Here is a 17,654-nt window from a genome sequence, read left to right on the forward strand (position 1 = left end):
TCAACCAAATATTCTGCCTTTTACTAGCAGTTTCACTGCTACTGTTAAAACCCAAAGGCCCTAGTGGTGGCAAAAGATTTTTTGCCTGCTTCAGCTATTATTAACCTGTAAGAGTATTTTTTTTATCAGTACAATTTGCCCTAAATGGTAGTGGGTATGCTCTATAATCCCGTGAATATTTCGGTAGTAATTCCCGTATTTATTATTCGCAAAATCTTCCCAAAGTTTATGCTCTGGTAACTGCTCCAATAAGCTGGCAAAGCTTTCGGCATCTGCCCAGGTCTTGTCCATCAATTTTTCCCAATCTTCCTGGGAGCTAATCGGCGGCAGGTTAAAACTATCCGTATCGCTGGCATCCAGTGGTTCTCCCTCCAATACCTTTAAAACCCGACTTACATAGTAACTCGTATGATAAACCAAAGCCGCAATGGTATTACAATTATGTATTGGTGTAGTGGCTTGTTGCCAGGTTAGGCCGGCCAGACTTTCTTTCAGGTTTACTTCGGTCCAGTTACCGCCAAAATATACTTCCCGAAAGTGCTTCGCTATTTGTTCGGATATTTTCATGAATTTAAGTTGTAATTGCGGCCAAAACGGTTAGTAAATAAAGAGAGCATGGAGTAGCCGAAGCTTTGTTTATGTACCGTGTTGGGTAAAGGCATTTTTAGATTTCGTGTTCACCCCAAGGCTCAAGAAATTCCAACTTCTTTTTATTAACAAACTTATAAGGGTAATAATAAATTAGCTTCCCTTCAACATTTTCGTGCTTAATTGAAATCAGTATGGCGTCTTTGGGAAGATTATACTTTTCATTTTGCACTCTAACGTCATATGCTATGCTGTAGGCTCTAACTTTATTTTTGTTAAATGCTTCTTCAAAGGCTGAAGTCAGTTCATTTATTATTTTTTGACTTTCAGGGTATTCTTCATCCTCAAAGAAGCTGACTGGTGTAAATTTTCCTGATGAACTAATCTTTGAACCGAATGGATAGTATTCACCAGAGTCAAGGAGCAAATTCTCTGCAAATTCTACAGAGTATCCTATTAACTTTTCGATGTCACTTTTGACTTCTGGCTCCATAATTCAATACTTATGATTTTTTTGCCCAACGGACTTGGCTATGGCGCGTTCTAATGCGCTATAGGTGTGGTTAGGGCTCGACTATTTTAAATCCATCTAAGGTATTTTCTGTGGCGAATTCATCTAATTCGTCACTTTTAAGTATGTTATCAATTACTTCTGTAGGTAGAGCAATCCCAAATCCCATTAAGTCTATTCTGTCTGGATTTTCCATATCGTATGGCAGTTGAGTTAACATACCTACAACAGCTCCAAACTTATTTATAACTGGACCGCCACTATTTCCTCCTTTAACTCTTGCATTAATCAAAAAGTAATCAACACCATCTAAATAGGAGATGTCTTCACCCACTATATCTCCAATTGAAGCTTTGTACATTGTATTGATTGTCCCTTTTTCTGAAAATTGAATTGCATCAAACCCTGAAATGGGTGGATACCCTAAAGTCAAGACATCATCCAATACATTTCCTTTGTCAAAATGAAAAAAAGGAATATTGTTTAAAGCACCATCTTCTGTTTCTATAATTGCTAAATCAATTTTTCTATTTCTTGGATATAGGACCCGCTTTACTTTGACGACTTCTGTCCCTTTGAGTATTTTGATATAGTCCATATTTTCAACGCAATGCCTAGCTGTTAGAATAAGGTTTCGCTGATAAACAAAAGAAGTACCGATATCAATTATGCCTGTTTCAGAATGTTGAACAACAATGGGCATAACCGCCGTGGAGAAATTATTCCTAATACTTAAAAATCCTTCAATTAAAAAATCATAAGCACCATAATTTGCTAAATCCTCCTCTAACCACATATTATAGTAACACTGATTCATTAAGGGAGCCGTTCCATTAGTACCAGCAGAAATTAGCAAGCCTTCATGTTCAAATTTTTTACAAATTGAATACACATATTCTAATCTGACTCCCTTTAGAGTTGATGAGCTATGTTCTTTGAATAAATCGTGAATTGCAAAAGGTCTTATTACACCAGAAGCATCTGTTTTAGCATTAGAAATTTTGAAGAATTTCAGGATTTCTGTAGGTATCCCCATTATTTATTTTCTACTGATTAGATGTGCCCTAACTAGCAGCTAAACCGATTATTCGGCTTATCTGCACTATAGTTGGAGGGCTTAACAAAAAATACAGGCTTTTTTATAAAGCCGGCAATATTTGCGCGATGGGCGTTTCGCCGTTAAAAGCTTTTACTAACTTACCATCCGCGGCGTAAATAAACATACTCGGCGACGCCATGGGACCAACCGTATTTAAAATATCCTCTAAAGTGGCCTGAGCAAAAACAAAATTAGATTCGAAAGCCAATTTATATTCCTGCGCAAATTTGGCTAGTTCCGCTTGCGGGTTATTGGTAATAAAATATACCTGGTAGTCGCGGAAAGCAGCCAGGTTCTCCTGAATCTGGGCGGTTTCGCGTTGGCAATGGTCACAATCGGGCTGAAAAAAGAATAGAATGATTTTGCCGGTCAGGCTGTTGGTCATTAGTTTAGTTCCGTCCAGTTTGGTTAAAGGCAAATTCGGCAAATCGTTGGTGGCAGCCTCCGTAGCTTCCGGTTGGCTATTTTCGGCCGGCTGGCTATTCTGGGTTACTGCTTCCTGGGTTTCGGGCAGATTGCTTGGGCCACTGTTGCAACTGCTGACGACAACTGCTAACAAGAATATTTTAATTAAATAGATACCTCTTTTCATAACCCTAATATTAGGTTTTTCCGCCTTTATTCAAATTTTATTTTCGGCTGGGTCAGAGAAATAAAACAGGTGGCAATTGCCAAAAAGAATCATCTATTCTTAATAATTCCCGTACTTTCTGCTGTTTAGCATGTAAGCTACTTATATATTTAACGCCATGAATCCTCGTTTGGAAATAAATTATTGTACCCAATGCCGGTGGTTGCTGCGGGCCGCCTGGATGGCCCAGGAAATGTTAACTACTTTTGAAACCGAACTCGGCGAAGTTGCCCTGGTACCCGGCACCGGTGGCGTTTTTGATGTGCGGCTAAACGGCGAATTAATTTATTCGCGCAAAGAGGCCGGCCGCTTTCCCGAATCGAAGGAATTAAAACAACTTATCCGCGACCGTATTGCGCCCGAAAAACCGTTGGGGCACAGCGATCGCCAGGAAAACGTTTAATATTCCAATTAAAATAATCAATTCTCTGGCCGCATGGTTGTTCCGGAATGAACATAACCTTTAAAAACTACTTCCGTTTCTAACCCAAACTTATTAGTTCCGGGGCTGGCCCGGGCAATATACTATTTAAATTTTTTATGGAACAACGCGAAGTAATGGATCAGGATAATACCAATTGGGTGTGTGTGCAGGCTTTTGGCGGCTTGAAAGCAGAAGCCGCCGAAGAAGCGGCCGACCGGGTAGAAACCACCGACGGGAAAGTGCCGGTAGTGTGTACGCCCAACGGCGGCGCTCAAACCGTTCGCCTGCAATTACAGCGCGATTGGCTGGAAAATTATTCCGACGAACAGTTGGTAACCGAAATTACGAACGCCCGCGCCGAATCCTGAAGGCAGCAGTTGAGAATTAAGGATATAATATTTAAATTAGCGCATCGTTTTAAAGCCGATGTCTAAGTTTAAAACCTACTTAAAAAAAATCGGAGTTGCCGGATTTCTGTTCTTTCTGATTAAAGGACTTATCTGGCTGTTCATTTTTTTAGGGGGCGCTAAATTATTATTCGATTAGGCCAAGCCGCCATGTATCTTCTACGGGTAGCAGCGCCCTTTATTTAAGCTACCGCTTTCCCCCTTTCTCTTTTTAGTAAAACCATGCTGCCGAATTCTTTCTATTGGCTTGCATTTACCGGATTAATAATTGCATTCTGCTATATATTTCTTCGGGTATAGTAACTCAAAAGCTTTAATTCCGGTACAACTGCAACATTACCGCCTGGCTTACCTGGCAGTTGTATAAGCTACTAAAAAAACATCCCACCGGATGCCTATGAAAAAACATACTTACAACTTTGGCTTAATCGGAAATTGCGCCTATTTAGCTTTAATTGGCAAAGACACGAATATTTCGTGGATGTGCTGGCCCCGCTTCGATTCCAGTTTTATTTTTGGCAGCCTCCTCGACCGGCAAAAAGGTGGCGAGTTCTCCGTCCGGCCTTCCGAAACTAATTTTAGTTGCAATCAATATTACATCGAAAATACCAACGTGCTTTGCACCGAAATTGAAAGCGTACATGGCCGCTACCGCGTAACTGACTTTGCTCCCCGTTTTCACCAGCACCAGCGTAACTTTAAGCCGCTTATGCTCATCCGGAAGATAGAGCCGCTTTCGGGTACGCCGCACATTAAAGTTACCTGCAATCCGGCAGGCAATTACGGCACTATTAAGCCTGCCCGCGTTCGGGGCAGCAACCACATTGCGTACCTGGGTTTAGAAGAACAAGTACGCCTGACCACCAACGTTTCGCTCACTTATATTCTGGACGAAGAGCCGTTTGTACTAAACGAAACCAAATACCTGGTTCTTACTTTTGGCGAGCCCCTGGAAGCGCCCCTGATTACCACCTGCGAAGAATTTCAGGTAAAAACAATCCATTACTGGCGCAACTGGGTAAAAAGTACCAGCATCAGCAATTATTACCAGAGCCAGGTTATTCGTTCGGCGCTGGCTTTAAAAATTCACCAGTACGAAGATACCGGAGCCATTATTGCGGCCAGTACCACCAGTTTGCCCGAGGCGCCGCATAGCACCCGCAACTGGGATTACCGCTTTTGCTGGATGCGCGACAGCTATTATATTTTAACGGCCTTTAACAATATCGGGCACTTTGAGGAAATGGAGCGGTATTTCCATTACATTGCCAATGTATCGGTGCAGGCACAGGACCGTTTTCAGCCGCTGTATGGCATTAATGGCGCGAGTAAATTAATCGAAAAAGAACTGGACCTGGAAGGTTACCTGGGCAACAAACCGGTGCGGATTGGCAACGACGCTTACACGCACATACAGAACGATGTGTACGGGCAAGTACTCGTGGCCTTACTGCCGTTGTATGTCGATCGTCGCTTTATAGATGCGGGCCGGGTAGAATCAGAAAAATTAATTTACCATACGCTGCACAAACTGGAAAAATACCTGCACGAACCCGATGCCGGCCTTTGGGAATTTCGCAACCTGAAACAACTGCATTGTTATACTTTTCTGTTTCATTGGGCCGGGGCCAACGCGGCCTGGAAAATAGGACAATACTTACAAGATAATACTTTAACCGAGTTAGCGCACCGGCTGCGGCAGGAAGCAGCCAGCCGAATTGAAGAGTGCCTGGATCCACAACGCGGGGTGTACACCAATGCCATCGGCTCGAAACATTTAGACGCCAGCACCATGCAACTTATTATGATGGGCTACCTCGACCCGAACTCCAAACTGGCCCGCAGCCACTTGCGCCACCTTGAAAAAGAGCTTAAAACCCCCGAAGGACTTTTCTACCGCTATCGCCACGCCGATGATTTTGGCACCCCCGAAACCACTTTCCTGATTTGTTCTTTCTGGTACATTGAGGCGCTGGCGTGTGTCGGCCGGATAGATGATGCCATGCGCGAATTCGAAAAAATATTGCAGTACACCAACCATTTGGGTTTACTCAGCGAAGACGTTGACGCCAAAACCGGCAGCCAGTGGGGTAATTTCCCGCAGGCGTACAGCCACGTTGGTCTGGTAAATGCGGCTTACCGCATTTCTAAAAAAATAGATAGGCCTAACTTTTTATAGCGATTGAAGAAATCATAAATCCTTACGACTTTAAGCAGATTCGTTAAAAAGTAAAATAAATTAAAAGAAACGCTGCCGGTAAACCCTAATAATTAACCGGCAGAGCAGCTTTTAGATTATTTTCCAGCCTAGGAAAAATAAAAGCATAGACCTTTAAGATAGGGGCATAAATAAATTATCTACATAACACCAGGCCCAATCTTCGCGCGGCTCTGCCGAAGTTACCACGGGGTGGTTCGTTTCCAGAAAATGCTTCGTTGCATGCTTGTTCGGCGACGAATCGCAGCAATGGGTTTCACCGCAAGTTTGGCAGGTGCGCAGGTGCACCCAGGTACTTCCCATGTCTATGCACTGCTGGCATTGGGGCACCGCTGCCTTTTTAAGTTCCTGGTCCTGCGGCAGATGAATGCAGGTTTTGGTATTTAGGGTCATGATGCGCTCAGGATTAGGTTATTTTTAATTTTTATTAATTCTCCGCTAAATATTCGTGCACAAATTTAATGGCCATGGCTCCCTCGCCTACCGCGGAGGCTACCCGGCTCATGGCGCCTGCCCGTACATCGCCGGCGGCAAATATACCGGGGCTGCAGGTTTCCAGTAAAAAGGGTTCCCGCTCCAGTTTCCAGAATTTACGGTATTGCTCGTGCTGCAATAAATCGCGACCAGTAGTAATAAAACCTTTGGCGTTCTTAATAATATTTACCTTAATCCAGTCGGTGTAAGGCTTGGCCCCGATAAAAATGAATAAGGAATCGGCCTTTACCGTCTGTTCCGCACCGTCGGTTACCTGTTTTAGCACCAGTTCCTCCAGTCGGCTGTTGCCGTTAGCCTGAATTATTTCGGAACAAGGCACCATTACAATATTGGCAGTTCCCTTAATTTGGTCGATGAGGTATTGCGACATGGTAGCGCTTAAATCTTCGCGCCGGATGATAATATGCACCCGGTCGGCAAACTGCGCCAGGTACATGGCTGCCTGCCCCGCCGAATTACCCCCACCTACCACGTATACCTGTTTGTTTTTACATGCCTGGGCTTCGGTCATGGCCGCACCGTAATAAATGCCGGCGCCAGTAAACTCGGCAATGCCGGGCGTTTCGAGCTGGCGGTAATCTACCCCGGTGGTAATAACCAGGCTTAAAGCATTAATTTCGGTGCCATCGCTCAGGGTTAATATTTTGTATTTGTCTTTAATCTTAATATCCACTACTTCCTGCGGCGATAAAAATTCGGTGCCAAATCGGGTAGCTTGGGTTATGGCCCGGCGGGTAAGGTCGGCCCCGCTTAAGCCGGTCGGGAAACCCAGGTAATTCTCAATGCGCGAACTGGTACCGGCTTGCCCGCCGGGTGCCCGCCGCTCAATTAACAAGGTTCTTAATCCTTCGGAAGCGCCGTAAACCGCGGCCGCCAAACCGGCTGGCCCGGCGCCAATAATTACCACATCGTACAGATTATTCAGCGCCCGAACTTTTAAGCCCAGTTTTTCGGCAATGGGTGCTAAACCCGCGTTTGTTAAGAAAGAGCCGTCTTCAAAAAAAACCGCCGGTAAATCTTTTGGATCTATGACGTTAAGCCGCACCAGTTCAGCAGCTTTCTCATCGGATTCAATATCGAGCCATTTATAAGGAAACAAGTTACCCGATAAAAAATCTTTTAATTCGTGCGATTTCGGCGACCACTGGTACCCAATTACTTTAATGCCCTCGTAATCCGGAATGTAATTGGCATCCCAATCTGTGAGCAAATCCGAAATAACCGGATAAAGTTTTTCTTCGGGTGGATCCCAAGGCTTTAGCAGATAATAATGTAAACCAACCTCGTTGATGGCTTTAATGGCGGCTTCGGTATCGGAGTAAGCGGTTAGCAGCACCCGTTTGGCTTCCGGGTAAACGGCCCGGGCCTTCTCCAGAAAATCAACGCCCAACATATCGGGCATGCGCTGGTCCGAAATAAAAAGTGAGATAACCTCGCCTTTATTTCTAAGCTCCCGCAAACTGGCCAGCGCTTCGTCGGCAGAGGTGGTATGCAAAATTTTGTATTCCTGCCGGTACTGATTTCGGAGGTCGCGCACCAGGGCTTTTAGCACCTGGGCATCATCGTCCACGGCAAAAATGATGGGTTGTTTCATAACCTAAAACCTTCTCCTGAAGGTATATTTTTTATTAAACCTAATATTAATTTTTGCTTCGTGTAAAAAAAATTAGATTAAGATTTTCAGCTAACCTCCCGAGGCTCTGCTTAACCCACAGATATCTTTTACAACAACGCTTTTGGTTAAAGCATAGAAATTACACAATCGGAAAGCAAAGTTCAAAAACCGTATTGCCGGGTTGAGATTGTACTTTTATGGCGGCATCGTGGTGCAACATAATTTTATTAACAATATCCAGGCCCAGACCGGTGCCTTTACCCACGGGTTTGGTGGTGTAAAAAGGCTCAAATATCCGGTTAAGGGCTTCGGCCGGAATACCACTGCCATTATCCTGCACGGTAACTTTTAAATTATCGCCTTCTACCCGGGTGGCCAGCCGCAACTTGCCACCGGGTTCTAAAGCATCAATGGCATTATCAATTAAGTTAGTCCAGACCTGGTTTAGCTCACCTACGTAGCCGTTTACCAAAGGCAAATCTTTTCCAAAATCCTGCTCTACCTGAATATTTTTTTCTTTTAACTTGTGGTTGAGCATGGTAAGGGTGCTTTTAATTCCGCTGTGTAAATCGGTTTTTTCTTTATCCTGGCCCCGATCCATGTGGGAGTAAGTTTTTACCGCGTTTACTAACGCCGAAATACGTTTCGCCGAGGCCTGAATATCACAGATTAATCTTTCGGTATTCAGGGTATTGGCAATCCAATCTAAAACTTCGGACAAATTATTACCGGCCAAAATAGCTTTAATTTCTTCTAAATCGGTGAGGTTAACACCCGATTCGGCAAAAGTTTCGGCGAGCAGGAAGCCGTCTTCTACCTCCTGTTCTTCGAGCCAATCGGTTATTTCATCTTCCAGGCTGTTGCGTTCGAGTAGCGTTAAGTTGCTTTGCAAACCGGCATCTATTTTCCGGAATAAAATATCATTTACCGCATCTACCTGGTCAGGGGTAACGTGCATGGACATGATGCGCTTAAACTTTTCGGGCACGCTGTGGTGGATGCGCAGCAGCTCGGCCGAACTCCGCACCATAGCGGCCGCCGGGTTATTTAGTTCGTGGGCCAAACCAGCGGAGAGTTTACCCAAAGCCATGAGCTTTTCGTTTTGCTGCTGACTACGGGTAAAGTCGCGTACGCGGTCGGTCATAATGCCTACCAGCTCCTGCACCAACTCCGGGCTTACGTGCTCCAGCTCGGTAAAATATCTCCGGTGCAACGACAGCACAGTGGTCGGTACCAGGGCAATACCCTGACCAGCCGCCGTCCGTAACCGCGAATAAGGCAGCAAGCCGGTAATTTCTCCTTTTTTAACCGAGACAAAATACTTGTAGGTGCCATTCTGCTCCAGGCTGATGTTTATTTGGCCTTCCAGCACCAGGTGCATGTAATCGGTGGGCTGGCCTTTGGTAAAGAGGGCCTGCCCAGGGGCTAACTCCCGAATTTCACTGGTTTTTAATAACCACTCCAGGTGTTCGGTTGGTATGGATTTCAATACCGGAAGTTCCTGCAAATAAGCAACATCGTAAACAGCCATAGTTAAAGTTGAGAATTATTTCGGAAAGTGGGTAATCAATAGCGTAAAAATATTACGGTTACGCCTAATTTAATAAAAGCACCTCATCCCCCTACCCCTTCTCCTGAAGGCGAAGGGGAGTTCTGGTAATGCTTCTTTTGAAGGAAATGCATTTAATAGCTTTTTATAGTAGATGCATGCTTGACAGGTTATTTATCAGAATGAGTAATCAAAGTCCCTCTCCTTTTTCAGGAGAGGGATTTAGGGTGAGGTTCACCCGTAACACCAGAAATATGAATTTAAAATAATAATAAAGCACCTCCTGTTTTCTAAAATATTCAGAACAAATTACGGATTTTGCCTTGGTAAACCGCCCTAAAAAAGTGCAAAATTAAAGTAGGTTCGCGGCTTTACATTAAACCCAAACGAAGACCTCCCGTTTAATAGGACAGGATATAAAATAAGGCGGTAGGCGATGTGGCTTTTAATTAAGACTTTAAGACTTAATAAGAACCCTCGTCGCCGCCTTATCATTTCAATTTTTCCCATCATCGTAAATCCTTACGCGTACCTATGATAGATTTTGAAGGAAAACAAAGAGTTGTAATCCAAAACGTATCTCCCGAGATTGGCTGCGGCCAATATTTAATCAAATCAGCCCTCGGTCAAAAAGTTAAAGTTGCTGCCGATGTTTTCGCCGACGGCCACGATGTGGTTAAAGCCATTGTGCTCTACCGGCCGAAAGGTGCCGAAACCTGGCAGGAGGTGCCCATGGTGTTTTTGTTAAATGACCATTGGGAGGCTTCTTTTATGCCGGAATCACCGGGTCAATATGAATTTACCGTGCGCGGATGGATCGATCATTTCGGCACCTGGCAATATTCCCTTAAAAAGAAGTTCGAAGCTGACCAGGATATTTCTTCTGAAATAATGATTGGCGTGCAGTTACTGGAAGACTCCGCTGGGCAAGCTTCTTCGGAAGCAGCGCCTAAACTGGCGGCTTGGGCAGCCGAATTAAAAGCGCTCCACGGGCCGGCCGCCGTCCAGCTGGGGTTAAGCCCCGAAGTAACCAAATTCATGTACGAACACGGCGAACGCAGCAACGCCACTACTTATCAAAAAATTATTAGGGTAGATGTAGAGCGAAAAAAAGCTCAGTTCAGCACCTGGTACGAATTTTTTCCCCGGTCGGCGGCGCAGGAACCCGGCAAACACGGCACTTTTCAGGATTGCGAACGGCTGTTACCGCGCGTAGCCGATATGGGGTTTGACGTACTTTATTTTCCGCCGGTGCACCCCATTGGCCGCAATCACCGCAAAGGTTTGAATAATGCTGTAAATGCCAACCCTGGCGATCCCGGCTCTCCGTGGGCAATTGGTGCCGAAGAAGGTGGCCACAAATCTATTCACCCTGAATTGGGCACCGTAGAAGATTTCCGCAGTTTAGTACAGAAAGCCAAAGAATTAAATATTGAAATAGCCATGGATCTGGCGCTGCAGTGCGCACCCGACCACCCGTACGTGAAAGAACACCCGCAGTGGTTTAAGTGGCGGCCCGATGGCACGGTACAATACGCCGAAAACCCACCAAAAAAATACCAAGATATTCTGCCGATTAATTTCGAGAATGAAGACTGGGAAAATTTGTGGCAGGAGCTAAAAAGCATTGTAGATTATTGGGTAGCGCAGGGCGTCACCATTTTCCGGGTAGATAACCCCCATACCAAACCGTTTCCTTTTTGGGAATGGCTGATCCGCGAAACCCGGAAAGAGCACCCCGAATTAATATTCCTGGCCGAAGCTTTTACCCGGCCGCGCATTATGGAGCAACTGGGCAAAATTGGCTTTAACCAATCGTATACTTATTTTACCTGGCGCGAAACCCAGGAAGAATTTAAAGAATATTTAACGGAGCTTACGAAAACCGACCGGCAATATTATTACCGTCCTAACTTCTGGCCGAACACGCCCGATATTTTGCCGCCGCACCTGGTACAAGGCGGCGAACCAGCTTTTATTCAGCGGTTATTGCTGGCGGCCACGTTATCGTCGAACTACGGGTTGTACGGTCCGGTTTACGAATTCGGCATCAACGAGCCGGTACCGGGCAAAGAAGAATATTTAGATTCAGAAAAGTACGAAGTAAAGCATTGGGATTGGAACCGGGAAACGCGCGTGGGTGAGTTTATTAAATTAATTAATACCATCCGGCACGAAAATCCGGCCCTACAAGAAACAAATAATATTATTTTGGGCGAGGCCGACAACCCCCAGATGTTGTGCTACGGTAAAACCACGGACGATTTCTCGAATCAACTCCTAATGGTCGTAAACCTGGATTACCGCCACCCTCAGAAAAGTATGGTAAAAGTACCGCTGAAGAAACTGGGCATTCCGGAAGATAAACCTTATTGGGTGCACGATTTAATCAGCGGCGCTAAATATCAGTGGCAAGGCGAATGGAATTTTGTGGAGTTGAATCCACATTTATTTCCGGGCCATGTATTCCGGGTGGAATATCATCCGAACCGCCCCGGACGGAAACAGCCGCAGGATAACCAGATTAATTCTTTTTAATAAAAGCTGAAAAACATATATGGCAAACGATAAAATGAACACGGATGGCCAGTTACTCTGGTACAAAGACGCAATAATTTACGAACTGCACATAAAAGCCTTCCACGATAGCAACGGCGATGGCATCGGGGATTTTCAGGGGCTAATGGAAAAACTGGATTACCTGGAAGATTTGGGAGTTACGGCTATCTGGCTGCTCCCCTTTTACCCGTCGCCGCTCCGCGACGATGGCTACGACATAGCCGATTATTACAGCATAAATCCTACTTACGGCGACATAAACCATTTTAAGCGCTTTATGAAAGAAGCGCATCGGCGGGGCCTGAAAGTTATTACCGAATTGGTGCTGAACCACACCTCCGACCAGCACCCTTGGTTTCAGCGGGCACGTTTGGCCAAGAAAGGCTCGCCGTACCGCGATTTTTACGTGTGGACCGATGATCCGAACAAGTACAACGAGGTGCGGATTATTTTTAAAGATTACGAAGCCTCCAACTGGACCTATGACCCCGTTGCCGGCCAATATTACTGGCACCGTTTTTTCTATCATCAGCCCGATTTAAATTTCGATAACCCCAAAGTGCAGGAAGAGGTATTTAAAGTGCTTGATTTCTGGTTGAACATGGGCGTGGATGGCTTCCGGCTGGATGCCGTACCTTATTTGTTTGAACGGGAAGGTACCAACTGCGAAAACCTACCCCAAACGCACGAGTTTCTGAAAAAAGTAAGAGCCCACGTAGATAAAAAGTTTCCGGGTAAGATGCTGCTGGCCGAGGCCAATATGTGGCCCGAAGATTCGGCGGCTTATTTTGGCAACGGCGACGAGTGCCACATGAATTACCACTTCCCCATTATGCCCCGCATGTTTATGGCCGTGAAGATGGAAGACCGCTACCCGATAACCGATATTATAGACCAAACCCCGGCCATTCCGGAGAACTGTCAGTGGGCCATGTTTTTGCGCAACCACGACGAACTTACCCTGGAAATGGTAACCGACGAGGAGCGTGATTATATGTACAAAGTGTACACCAAAGATCCGCTGGCCAAAATAAACCTGGGTATCCGACACCGGCTGGCTCCCTTGCTCGATAATAACCGGAATAAAATAGAGTTGATGAACTCGCTTTTGTTTGCCTTGCCGGGCACCCCGGTAATTTATTACGGCGACGAAATTGGCATGGGCGATAACTTTTACCTCGGCGACCGCGATGGCGTGCGTACGCCTATGCAGTGGAGCCCCGACCGGAACGCCGGTTTCTCCAAGGCCAACCCGCACCAATTATACCTGCCGGTTATCATCGATCCTGAGTACCAGTACGAGTCGGTAAACGTAGAGAATCAACAGAAAAACTCTAACTCGCTGCTGTGGTGGATGAAGCGCATTATTGCCATGCGCAAGCAATACCAGGCTTTCAGCCGGGGCGAAATAAAATTCCTGAACTCTTCTAACTCCAAGGTACTTTCTTTCCTGCGGACCTACGAAGACCAGACTATTCTGGTAATTGCTAATTTATCGCGTTACTCCGAAGCAGCCGAACTGCCATTGGAAGGTTATGAGAACTTCGTACCAAAAGAGCTTTTCAGCCAGAATAAATTTCCGGCGATTAAAAACGAACCGTATTTGTTCACGGTAGGAACGCACGGCTTTTATTGGTTCTTGCTGGAGAAACAACAAGTAGATGAGGAAACAGTTGCCGATGACGCACCGCTGGTCTTGGAAGTGAAGAACTGGGAAGAAATGTTCTCCGGGCGTCGGCACCAGGTACTCCTGGATAAAGCATTTCCTAATTATTTCCGGAAATGCCGGTGGTTTGGCGGCAAGGCGCGGGTAATCCAAAAAATGGAAGTAGTACACCATGTGCCGGTTCCGCTCATAAACGAGAATGCCGGCTTCCTGATTATCCGGGTAAACTACAACGAAGGCCTGCCCGAACTTTACCAGCTTCCGGTTTCATTTGCCGAACAGAACGAGGAGCAAGACCTCCGGAATACTTGTCCGCAAAGCATTATTGCTGCTGTTTCGGTTGGCGGCCGACGGGGTTATTTGTACGATGCGGTTTACAGCAATACTTTCCGGGGAGCCTTGTTCGAGCTCATGGCCAAACGGAGAAAACTTAAAGCCGATTCGGGCGAATTAAACCTGTACGTGCAAGAAAATATTAAAAAAGCCGGCGATATAGTTAATTCAAAAGTCTTAAGCGCCGAGCAGAGCAACACGTCCATTGTTTTCGAGAATGCTTATTTTATGAAGCTGTACCGGAAACTCGATAGTGTGATTAACCCGGATTTAGAAATTACCCGCTTCCTGACCGAAGTAGCGCATTTCGAGCAGGTTCCTAAATTTATAGGAGCTGTAGAACTGAAACAAGGCAATCAACCTTCAATGGTGCTGGGCATGATGCAGGAATTGGTTCCGAACCAGGGCGATGCCTGGGCCTATTTCGGTGAGTCGCTGAAACGGTATTTTGAACGGGTAGTATCGCAGGAAAATCTCCAAAATTTGCCACCAACCTTGGGAAACCTATCGGAGCCGGCCACTTTCGACCAGATTCCGGAAGAATACCAGAATATATTGGGTGGCGCTTACGTAGAGCGGGTAAACCTGTTGGGGCAACGCACCGGCGAAATGCACCTGGCCCTGAACGCCAGTCCGCAAACGCCGGATTTCGAGCCGGAGCCTTTCTCGTTGCATTACCAGCGTTCTATGTTTTCTTCTTTTACTTCTTTGGTGCGCGGCACTTTCCAAAGCCTGGATAAGAACCTGAAGAAGTTACCGGAATCGGTACGGGTAGAGGCGCAGGAAATAATGGGCCTGAAAAACGATATTCTGAACGTGCTGAAGGAAATATTTGCTGAGAAAATAACCACCATGAAAATCCGGATGCACGGCGATTACCATCTGGGTCAGGTGTTGTTTACGGGCAAGGATTTCATGATTATTGATTTTGAGGGCGAGCCGGCCCGCGCTTTCAGCGAACGCCGGCTAAAGCGGTCGCCGCTGCGCGATGTCGCCGGTATGATCCGCTCTTTCCACTACGCCGCCTACAATGCCCTATTCCAATTACAAGGCGTTCGTAAAGAAGATATGGCCGTGCTGGAAAACTGGGCCGAACAATGGTATCATTACGTAAGCGGATTTTACCTCGATTCTTACCTGAATACCGTAAAGGGAAGCGAATTTATTCCGGCAGATAAGAAGCACCTGGATATTCTTATTCAAACCTACTTGCTGGAGAAAGCGATTTACGAATTAAATTATGAATTAAATAACCGTCCGGATTGGGTTACCATTCCGATCAGAGGCATAAAGTATATTATGAGGAGGCACTTAGATGGAGAGAAATAGCGAGAATTTAGAGAATCCAGAAAGCCTGGGCAGCCCAGGACCCGGACCAGACATAAATCCGATTAAGAAGCCCAGGGGCGCCGGCCGCAGTAAAAAATTAGACGAGGCGTTGCCATTGCCTGTACCGGCGGTAGAAGCCGTCCCGGAATCCACGCCTGCTGCCGGAGAACCGCCGGTTAAAAAAGGAAGGGTCCGGCGCAAGCTGGCTGAATTTGTATCTAATATTTTAGAAGTAGGAAGTGAAGTACCGGCCATCCCGGAAACCGCTCCGGCAGGTGAAGCAAGTACCGGTTTTCCAAGCCCGATCACCGATTTTGATATTCACCTGCTGCGGGAGGGTCGACATTACAACCTGTACAATAAATTAGGCGCGCACCTGGGCGAGTACCGGGGCGTAAAAGGCACCTTCTTTGCCGTATGGGCACCTAACGCCGAACACGTTTCGGTTATCGGTGATTTTAATTTCTGGGATCATAACAGTTACCCAATGAGTCCCCGGTGGGATGGCTCGGGCATTTGGGAAACCTTTGTGCCGGGCGTAGGAAAAGGTACGGCATACAAATATTTCATCCGGTCGAAGCACAACCATTACGCCGTTGAAAAAGCCGATCCGTATGCTTTTTTGGCCGAGGTGCCGCCCCGCACCGCCTCCGTGGTATGGGAGAGCCGCTACGAGTGGCACGACCAGGAGTGGATGCAAAACCGGAAAAATAAAGTTACCGGCAAAGACAAGCCGTATTCGGTGTACGAAGTGCACCTGGGTTCCTGGCGGCGCGTTCCCGAGGAAGGCAACCGCTCCCTCACCTACCGCGAAATTGCCGAACAACTGGTGGGCTACGTTTCGTACATGGGCTATACCCACGTGGAGTTTATGCCGGTTATGGAGCATCCTTTCTACGGGTCGTGGGGCTACCAGATAACGGGCTTCTTCGCTCCTTCCAGCCGGTACGGCACACCGGAAGATTTTAAGTACCTCATCGACCAGTTGCACCAGGCGGGTATTGGCGTAATTCTCGACTGGGTACCCTCCCACTTCCCGACCGATCAGCATGGCCTTGGTTTTTTTGATGGCACGCACCTGTACGAACACGCCGACGAGCGCAAAGGCTTTCACCCGGACTGGAAAAGTTACATCTTTAACTTTGGTCGAAACGAGGTAAAATCTTTTTTGATTTCCAACGCCTTGTTCTGGTTGCAGGAATTCCACGTGGATGGCTTGCGGGTAGATGCGGTGGCCTCGATGCTGTACCTCGATTATTCCCGCAACGCCGGCGAGTGGATTCCGAATGAGTTTGGCGGCCGGGAAAACCTGGAATCTATCCGGTTTCTGGAGGAATTTAACGATGCCGTAACGGCCGTTTATCCGGAGGTAATTACCGTGGCGGAGGAATCTACGGCCTGGCCGATGGTAACTCAACCAACACAGTCGGGCGGTTTAGGCTTTGATATGAAATGGATGATGGGCTGGATGAACGACACCCTGCGCTATATGGCGCTGGAACCTATTCACCGCAGCTATCACCAGGGCCAGATCACGTTTAGCATCCATTATGCCTTCACCGAAAGCTTTATGCTGCCGCTTTCGCACGACGAGGTGGTACACGGCAAAGGTTCTATCGTAAACAAAATGCCCGGCGATGAATGGCAAAAATTTGCCAGCGTGCGCCTGCTCTTTAGCTATATGTATGCCCACCCGGGGGGCAAACTCATGTTTATGGGCCTGGAGTTTGGGCAATTAGCCGAGTGGAACCACGACAGCAGCTTGCAGTGGCATCTGGTGCACGATGTAAGTTACCACAAAGGTGTGCAGCAAACGGTACGGGAACTGAACCGCCTGTACAGACAGGAACCGGCTTTGCACGAGCTGGCATTCGACCCGCAGGGTTTTGAATGGATAGATATGAACGATGCCACCAACAGCGTCATCAGCTTTATCCGGAAAGGAAAATCAGAAAAAGAAATCATTCTGGTGGTGTGCAATTTCACGCCGACGGTACAGGAGAATTACCGGGTTGGGGTACCCCTGAAAGGCAACTGGACCGAAATATTTAACTCGGATGCCCTTAGTTACCGGGGTAGCGGGGCCGAATACGAGTGCTTCACAAGCCGCCCTATTCCGTACCACAACCGGCCATACTCCATTATCCTGGATATACCGCCGCTTGCCGTAACTTATTATAAATGGAAAAAGGCCTGATAAATATTTCTTCAATATTAGTATACAACTAGA

13 protein-coding genes are annotated in these 17,654 nt (G+C 46.6%); 6 read left to right on the forward strand and 7 right to left on the reverse strand.

Annotated features, from left to right (window positions below):
• Nucleotides 1-90 precede the first annotated feature (90 nt).
• From AAE02nite_RS18040 to AAE02nite_RS18055, 4 genes are all read right to left on the reverse strand, one after another.
• Nucleotides 91-567 (reverse strand): DinB family protein, encoded by a 477-nt coding sequence (locus AAE02nite_RS18040; RefSeq protein ID WP_146900909.1) that lies wholly within the window; start codon nt 565-567, stop codon nt 91-93.
• Nucleotides 568-664: 97 nt separating this feature from the next.
• Nucleotides 665-1,081: a hypothetical protein gene (locus AAE02nite_RS18045; protein ID WP_146900913.1), complete on the reverse strand. Its 417-nt coding sequence runs from the start codon at nt 1,079-1,081 to the stop codon at nt 665-667.
• 70 nt (nt 1,082-1,151) lie between these two features.
• Nucleotides 1,152-2,135: a S1 family peptidase gene (locus tag AAE02nite_RS18050; RefSeq protein WP_146900916.1), complete on the reverse strand. Its 984-nt coding sequence runs from the start codon at nt 2,133-2,135 to the stop codon at nt 1,152-1,154.
• 103 nt (nt 2,136-2,238) lie between these two features.
• Nucleotides 2,239-2,790, reverse strand: a complete 552-nt coding sequence (locus tag AAE02nite_RS18055) for a peroxiredoxin family protein (protein ID WP_146900919.1) — start codon at nt 2,788-2,790, stop codon at nt 2,239-2,241.
• 157 nt (nt 2,791-2,947) lie between these two features.
• On the opposite strand from AAE02nite_RS18055, the gene AAE02nite_RS18060 reads away from it, so the two are divergent.
• The 3 genes from AAE02nite_RS18060 to AAE02nite_RS18070 all read left to right on the forward strand — a co-directional run bounded on the left by AAE02nite_RS18060 (nt 2,948) and on the right by AAE02nite_RS18070 (nt 5,839).
• On the forward strand, nt 2,948-3,232 hold the full coding sequence (locus AAE02nite_RS18060) for an Rdx family protein (protein WP_146900922.1): 285 nt from the start codon (nt 2,948-2,950) through the stop codon (nt 3,230-3,232).
• A gap of 137 nt (nt 3,233-3,369) precedes the next feature.
• Complete coding sequence (locus tag AAE02nite_RS18065; protein WP_146900925.1) at nt 3,370-3,621, forward strand: hypothetical protein; 252 nt, start codon at nt 3,370-3,372, stop codon at nt 3,619-3,621.
• A gap of 436 nt (nt 3,622-4,057) precedes the next feature.
• Nucleotides 4,058-5,839 (forward strand): glycoside hydrolase family 15 protein, encoded by a 1,782-nt coding sequence (locus AAE02nite_RS18070; RefSeq protein WP_146900928.1) that lies wholly within the window; start codon nt 4,058-4,060, stop codon nt 5,837-5,839.
• A gap of 153 nt (nt 5,840-5,992) precedes the next feature.
• On the opposite strand, the gene AAE02nite_RS18075 is transcribed toward AAE02nite_RS18070, so the two are convergent.
• The 3 genes from AAE02nite_RS18075 to AAE02nite_RS18085 form a co-directional block, all read right to left on the reverse strand.
• Entirely contained in the window at nt 5,993-6,271 is a 279-nt protein-coding gene (locus tag AAE02nite_RS18075; RefSeq protein WP_146900931.1) for a UBP-type zinc finger domain-containing protein, read from the reverse strand.
• Nucleotides 6,272-6,305: 34 nt separating this feature from the next.
• On the reverse strand, nt 6,306-7,967 hold the full coding sequence (locus AAE02nite_RS18080) for an NAD(P)/FAD-dependent oxidoreductase (protein ID WP_146900934.1): 1,662 nt from the start codon (nt 7,965-7,967) through the stop codon (nt 6,306-6,308).
• Nucleotides 7,968-8,127: 160 nt separating this feature from the next.
• Nucleotides 8,128-9,519, reverse strand: coding sequence for an ATP-binding protein (locus tag AAE02nite_RS18085; protein WP_146900937.1), 1,392 nt, complete (start codon nt 9,517-9,519; stop codon nt 8,128-8,130).
• A gap of 552 nt (nt 9,520-10,071) precedes the next feature.
• Here AAE02nite_RS18085 and AAE02nite_RS18090 point away from each other — a divergent pair.
• Genes AAE02nite_RS18090 through glgB form a run of 3 tightly spaced genes read left to right on the forward strand, consistent with a single transcriptional unit; the run spans nt 10,072 to nt 17,621 of the window.
• A complete protein-coding gene (locus tag AAE02nite_RS18090; protein ID WP_146900941.1) occupies nt 10,072-12,075 on the forward strand; it encodes an alpha-1,4-glucan--maltose-1-phosphate maltosyltransferase in 2,004 nt (667 codons plus the stop codon).
• A 19-nt stretch (nt 12,076-12,094) separates the two neighbouring features.
• Nucleotides 12,095-15,424 carry a maltose alpha-D-glucosyltransferase gene (gene treS, locus AAE02nite_RS18095; protein WP_146900945.1) on the forward strand — a complete coding sequence of 1,110 codons (3,330 nt, stop codon included), beginning with the start codon at nt 12,095-12,097 and terminating at the stop codon, nt 15,422-15,424.
• Nucleotides 15,411-17,621, forward strand: coding sequence for a 1,4-alpha-glucan branching protein GlgB (glgB, locus tag AAE02nite_RS18100; protein WP_146900948.1), 2,211 nt, complete (start codon nt 15,411-15,413; stop codon nt 17,619-17,621). Before treS ends, glgB begins: the two co-directional genes overlap by 14 nt.
• The last annotated feature ends 33 nt before the right edge of the window (nt 17,622-17,654 follow it).

It is taken from the genome of Adhaeribacter aerolatus (assembly GCF_007991635.1).
Classification (GTDB): Bacteria; Bacteroidota; Bacteroidia; order Cytophagales; family Hymenobacteraceae; genus Adhaeribacter; species Adhaeribacter aerolatus.

Excerpts from the sequence above, each read along its gene's own strand:
- AAE02nite_RS18040 (WP_146900909.1), bottom strand. The coding sequence starts at position 567 with ATGAAAATATCCGAACAAATAGCGAAGCACTTTCGGGAAGTATATTTT.
- AAE02nite_RS18045 (WP_146900913.1), bottom strand. The coding sequence starts at position 1,081 with ATGGAGCCAGAAGTCAAAAGTGACATCGAAAAGTTAATAGGATACTCT.
- AAE02nite_RS18050 (WP_146900916.1), bottom strand. The coding sequence starts at position 2,135 with ATGGGGATACCTACAGAAATCCTGAAATTCTTCAAAATTTCTAATGCT.
- AAE02nite_RS18055 (WP_146900919.1), bottom strand. The coding sequence starts at position 2,790 with ATGAAAAGAGGTATCTATTTAATTAAAATATTCTTGTTAGCAGTTGTC.
- AAE02nite_RS18060 (WP_146900922.1), top strand. The coding sequence starts at position 2,948 with ATGAATCCTCGTTTGGAAATAAATTATTGTACCCAATGCCGGTGGTTG.
- AAE02nite_RS18065 (WP_146900925.1), top strand. The coding sequence starts at position 3,370 with ATGGAACAACGCGAAGTAATGGATCAGGATAATACCAATTGGGTGTGT.
- AAE02nite_RS18070 (WP_146900928.1), top strand. The coding sequence starts at position 4,058 with ATGAAAAAACATACTTACAACTTTGGCTTAATCGGAAATTGCGCCTAT.
- AAE02nite_RS18075 (WP_146900931.1), bottom strand. The coding sequence starts at position 6,271 with ATGACCCTAAATACCAAAACCTGCATTCATCTGCCGCAGGACCAGGAA.
- AAE02nite_RS18080 (WP_146900934.1), bottom strand. The coding sequence starts at position 7,967 with ATGAAACAACCCATCATTTTTGCCGTGGACGATGATGCCCAGGTGCTA.
- AAE02nite_RS18085 (WP_146900937.1), bottom strand. The coding sequence starts at position 9,519 with ATGGCTGTTTACGATGTTGCTTATTTGCAGGAACTTCCGGTATTGAAA.
- AAE02nite_RS18090 (WP_146900941.1), top strand. The coding sequence starts at position 10,072 with ATGATAGATTTTGAAGGAAAACAAAGAGTTGTAATCCAAAACGTATCT.
- treS (WP_146900945.1), top strand. The coding sequence starts at position 12,095 with ATGGCAAACGATAAAATGAACACGGATGGCCAGTTACTCTGGTACAAA.
- glgB (WP_146900948.1), top strand. The coding sequence starts at position 15,411 with ATGGAGAGAAATAGCGAGAATTTAGAGAATCCAGAAAGCCTGGGCAGC.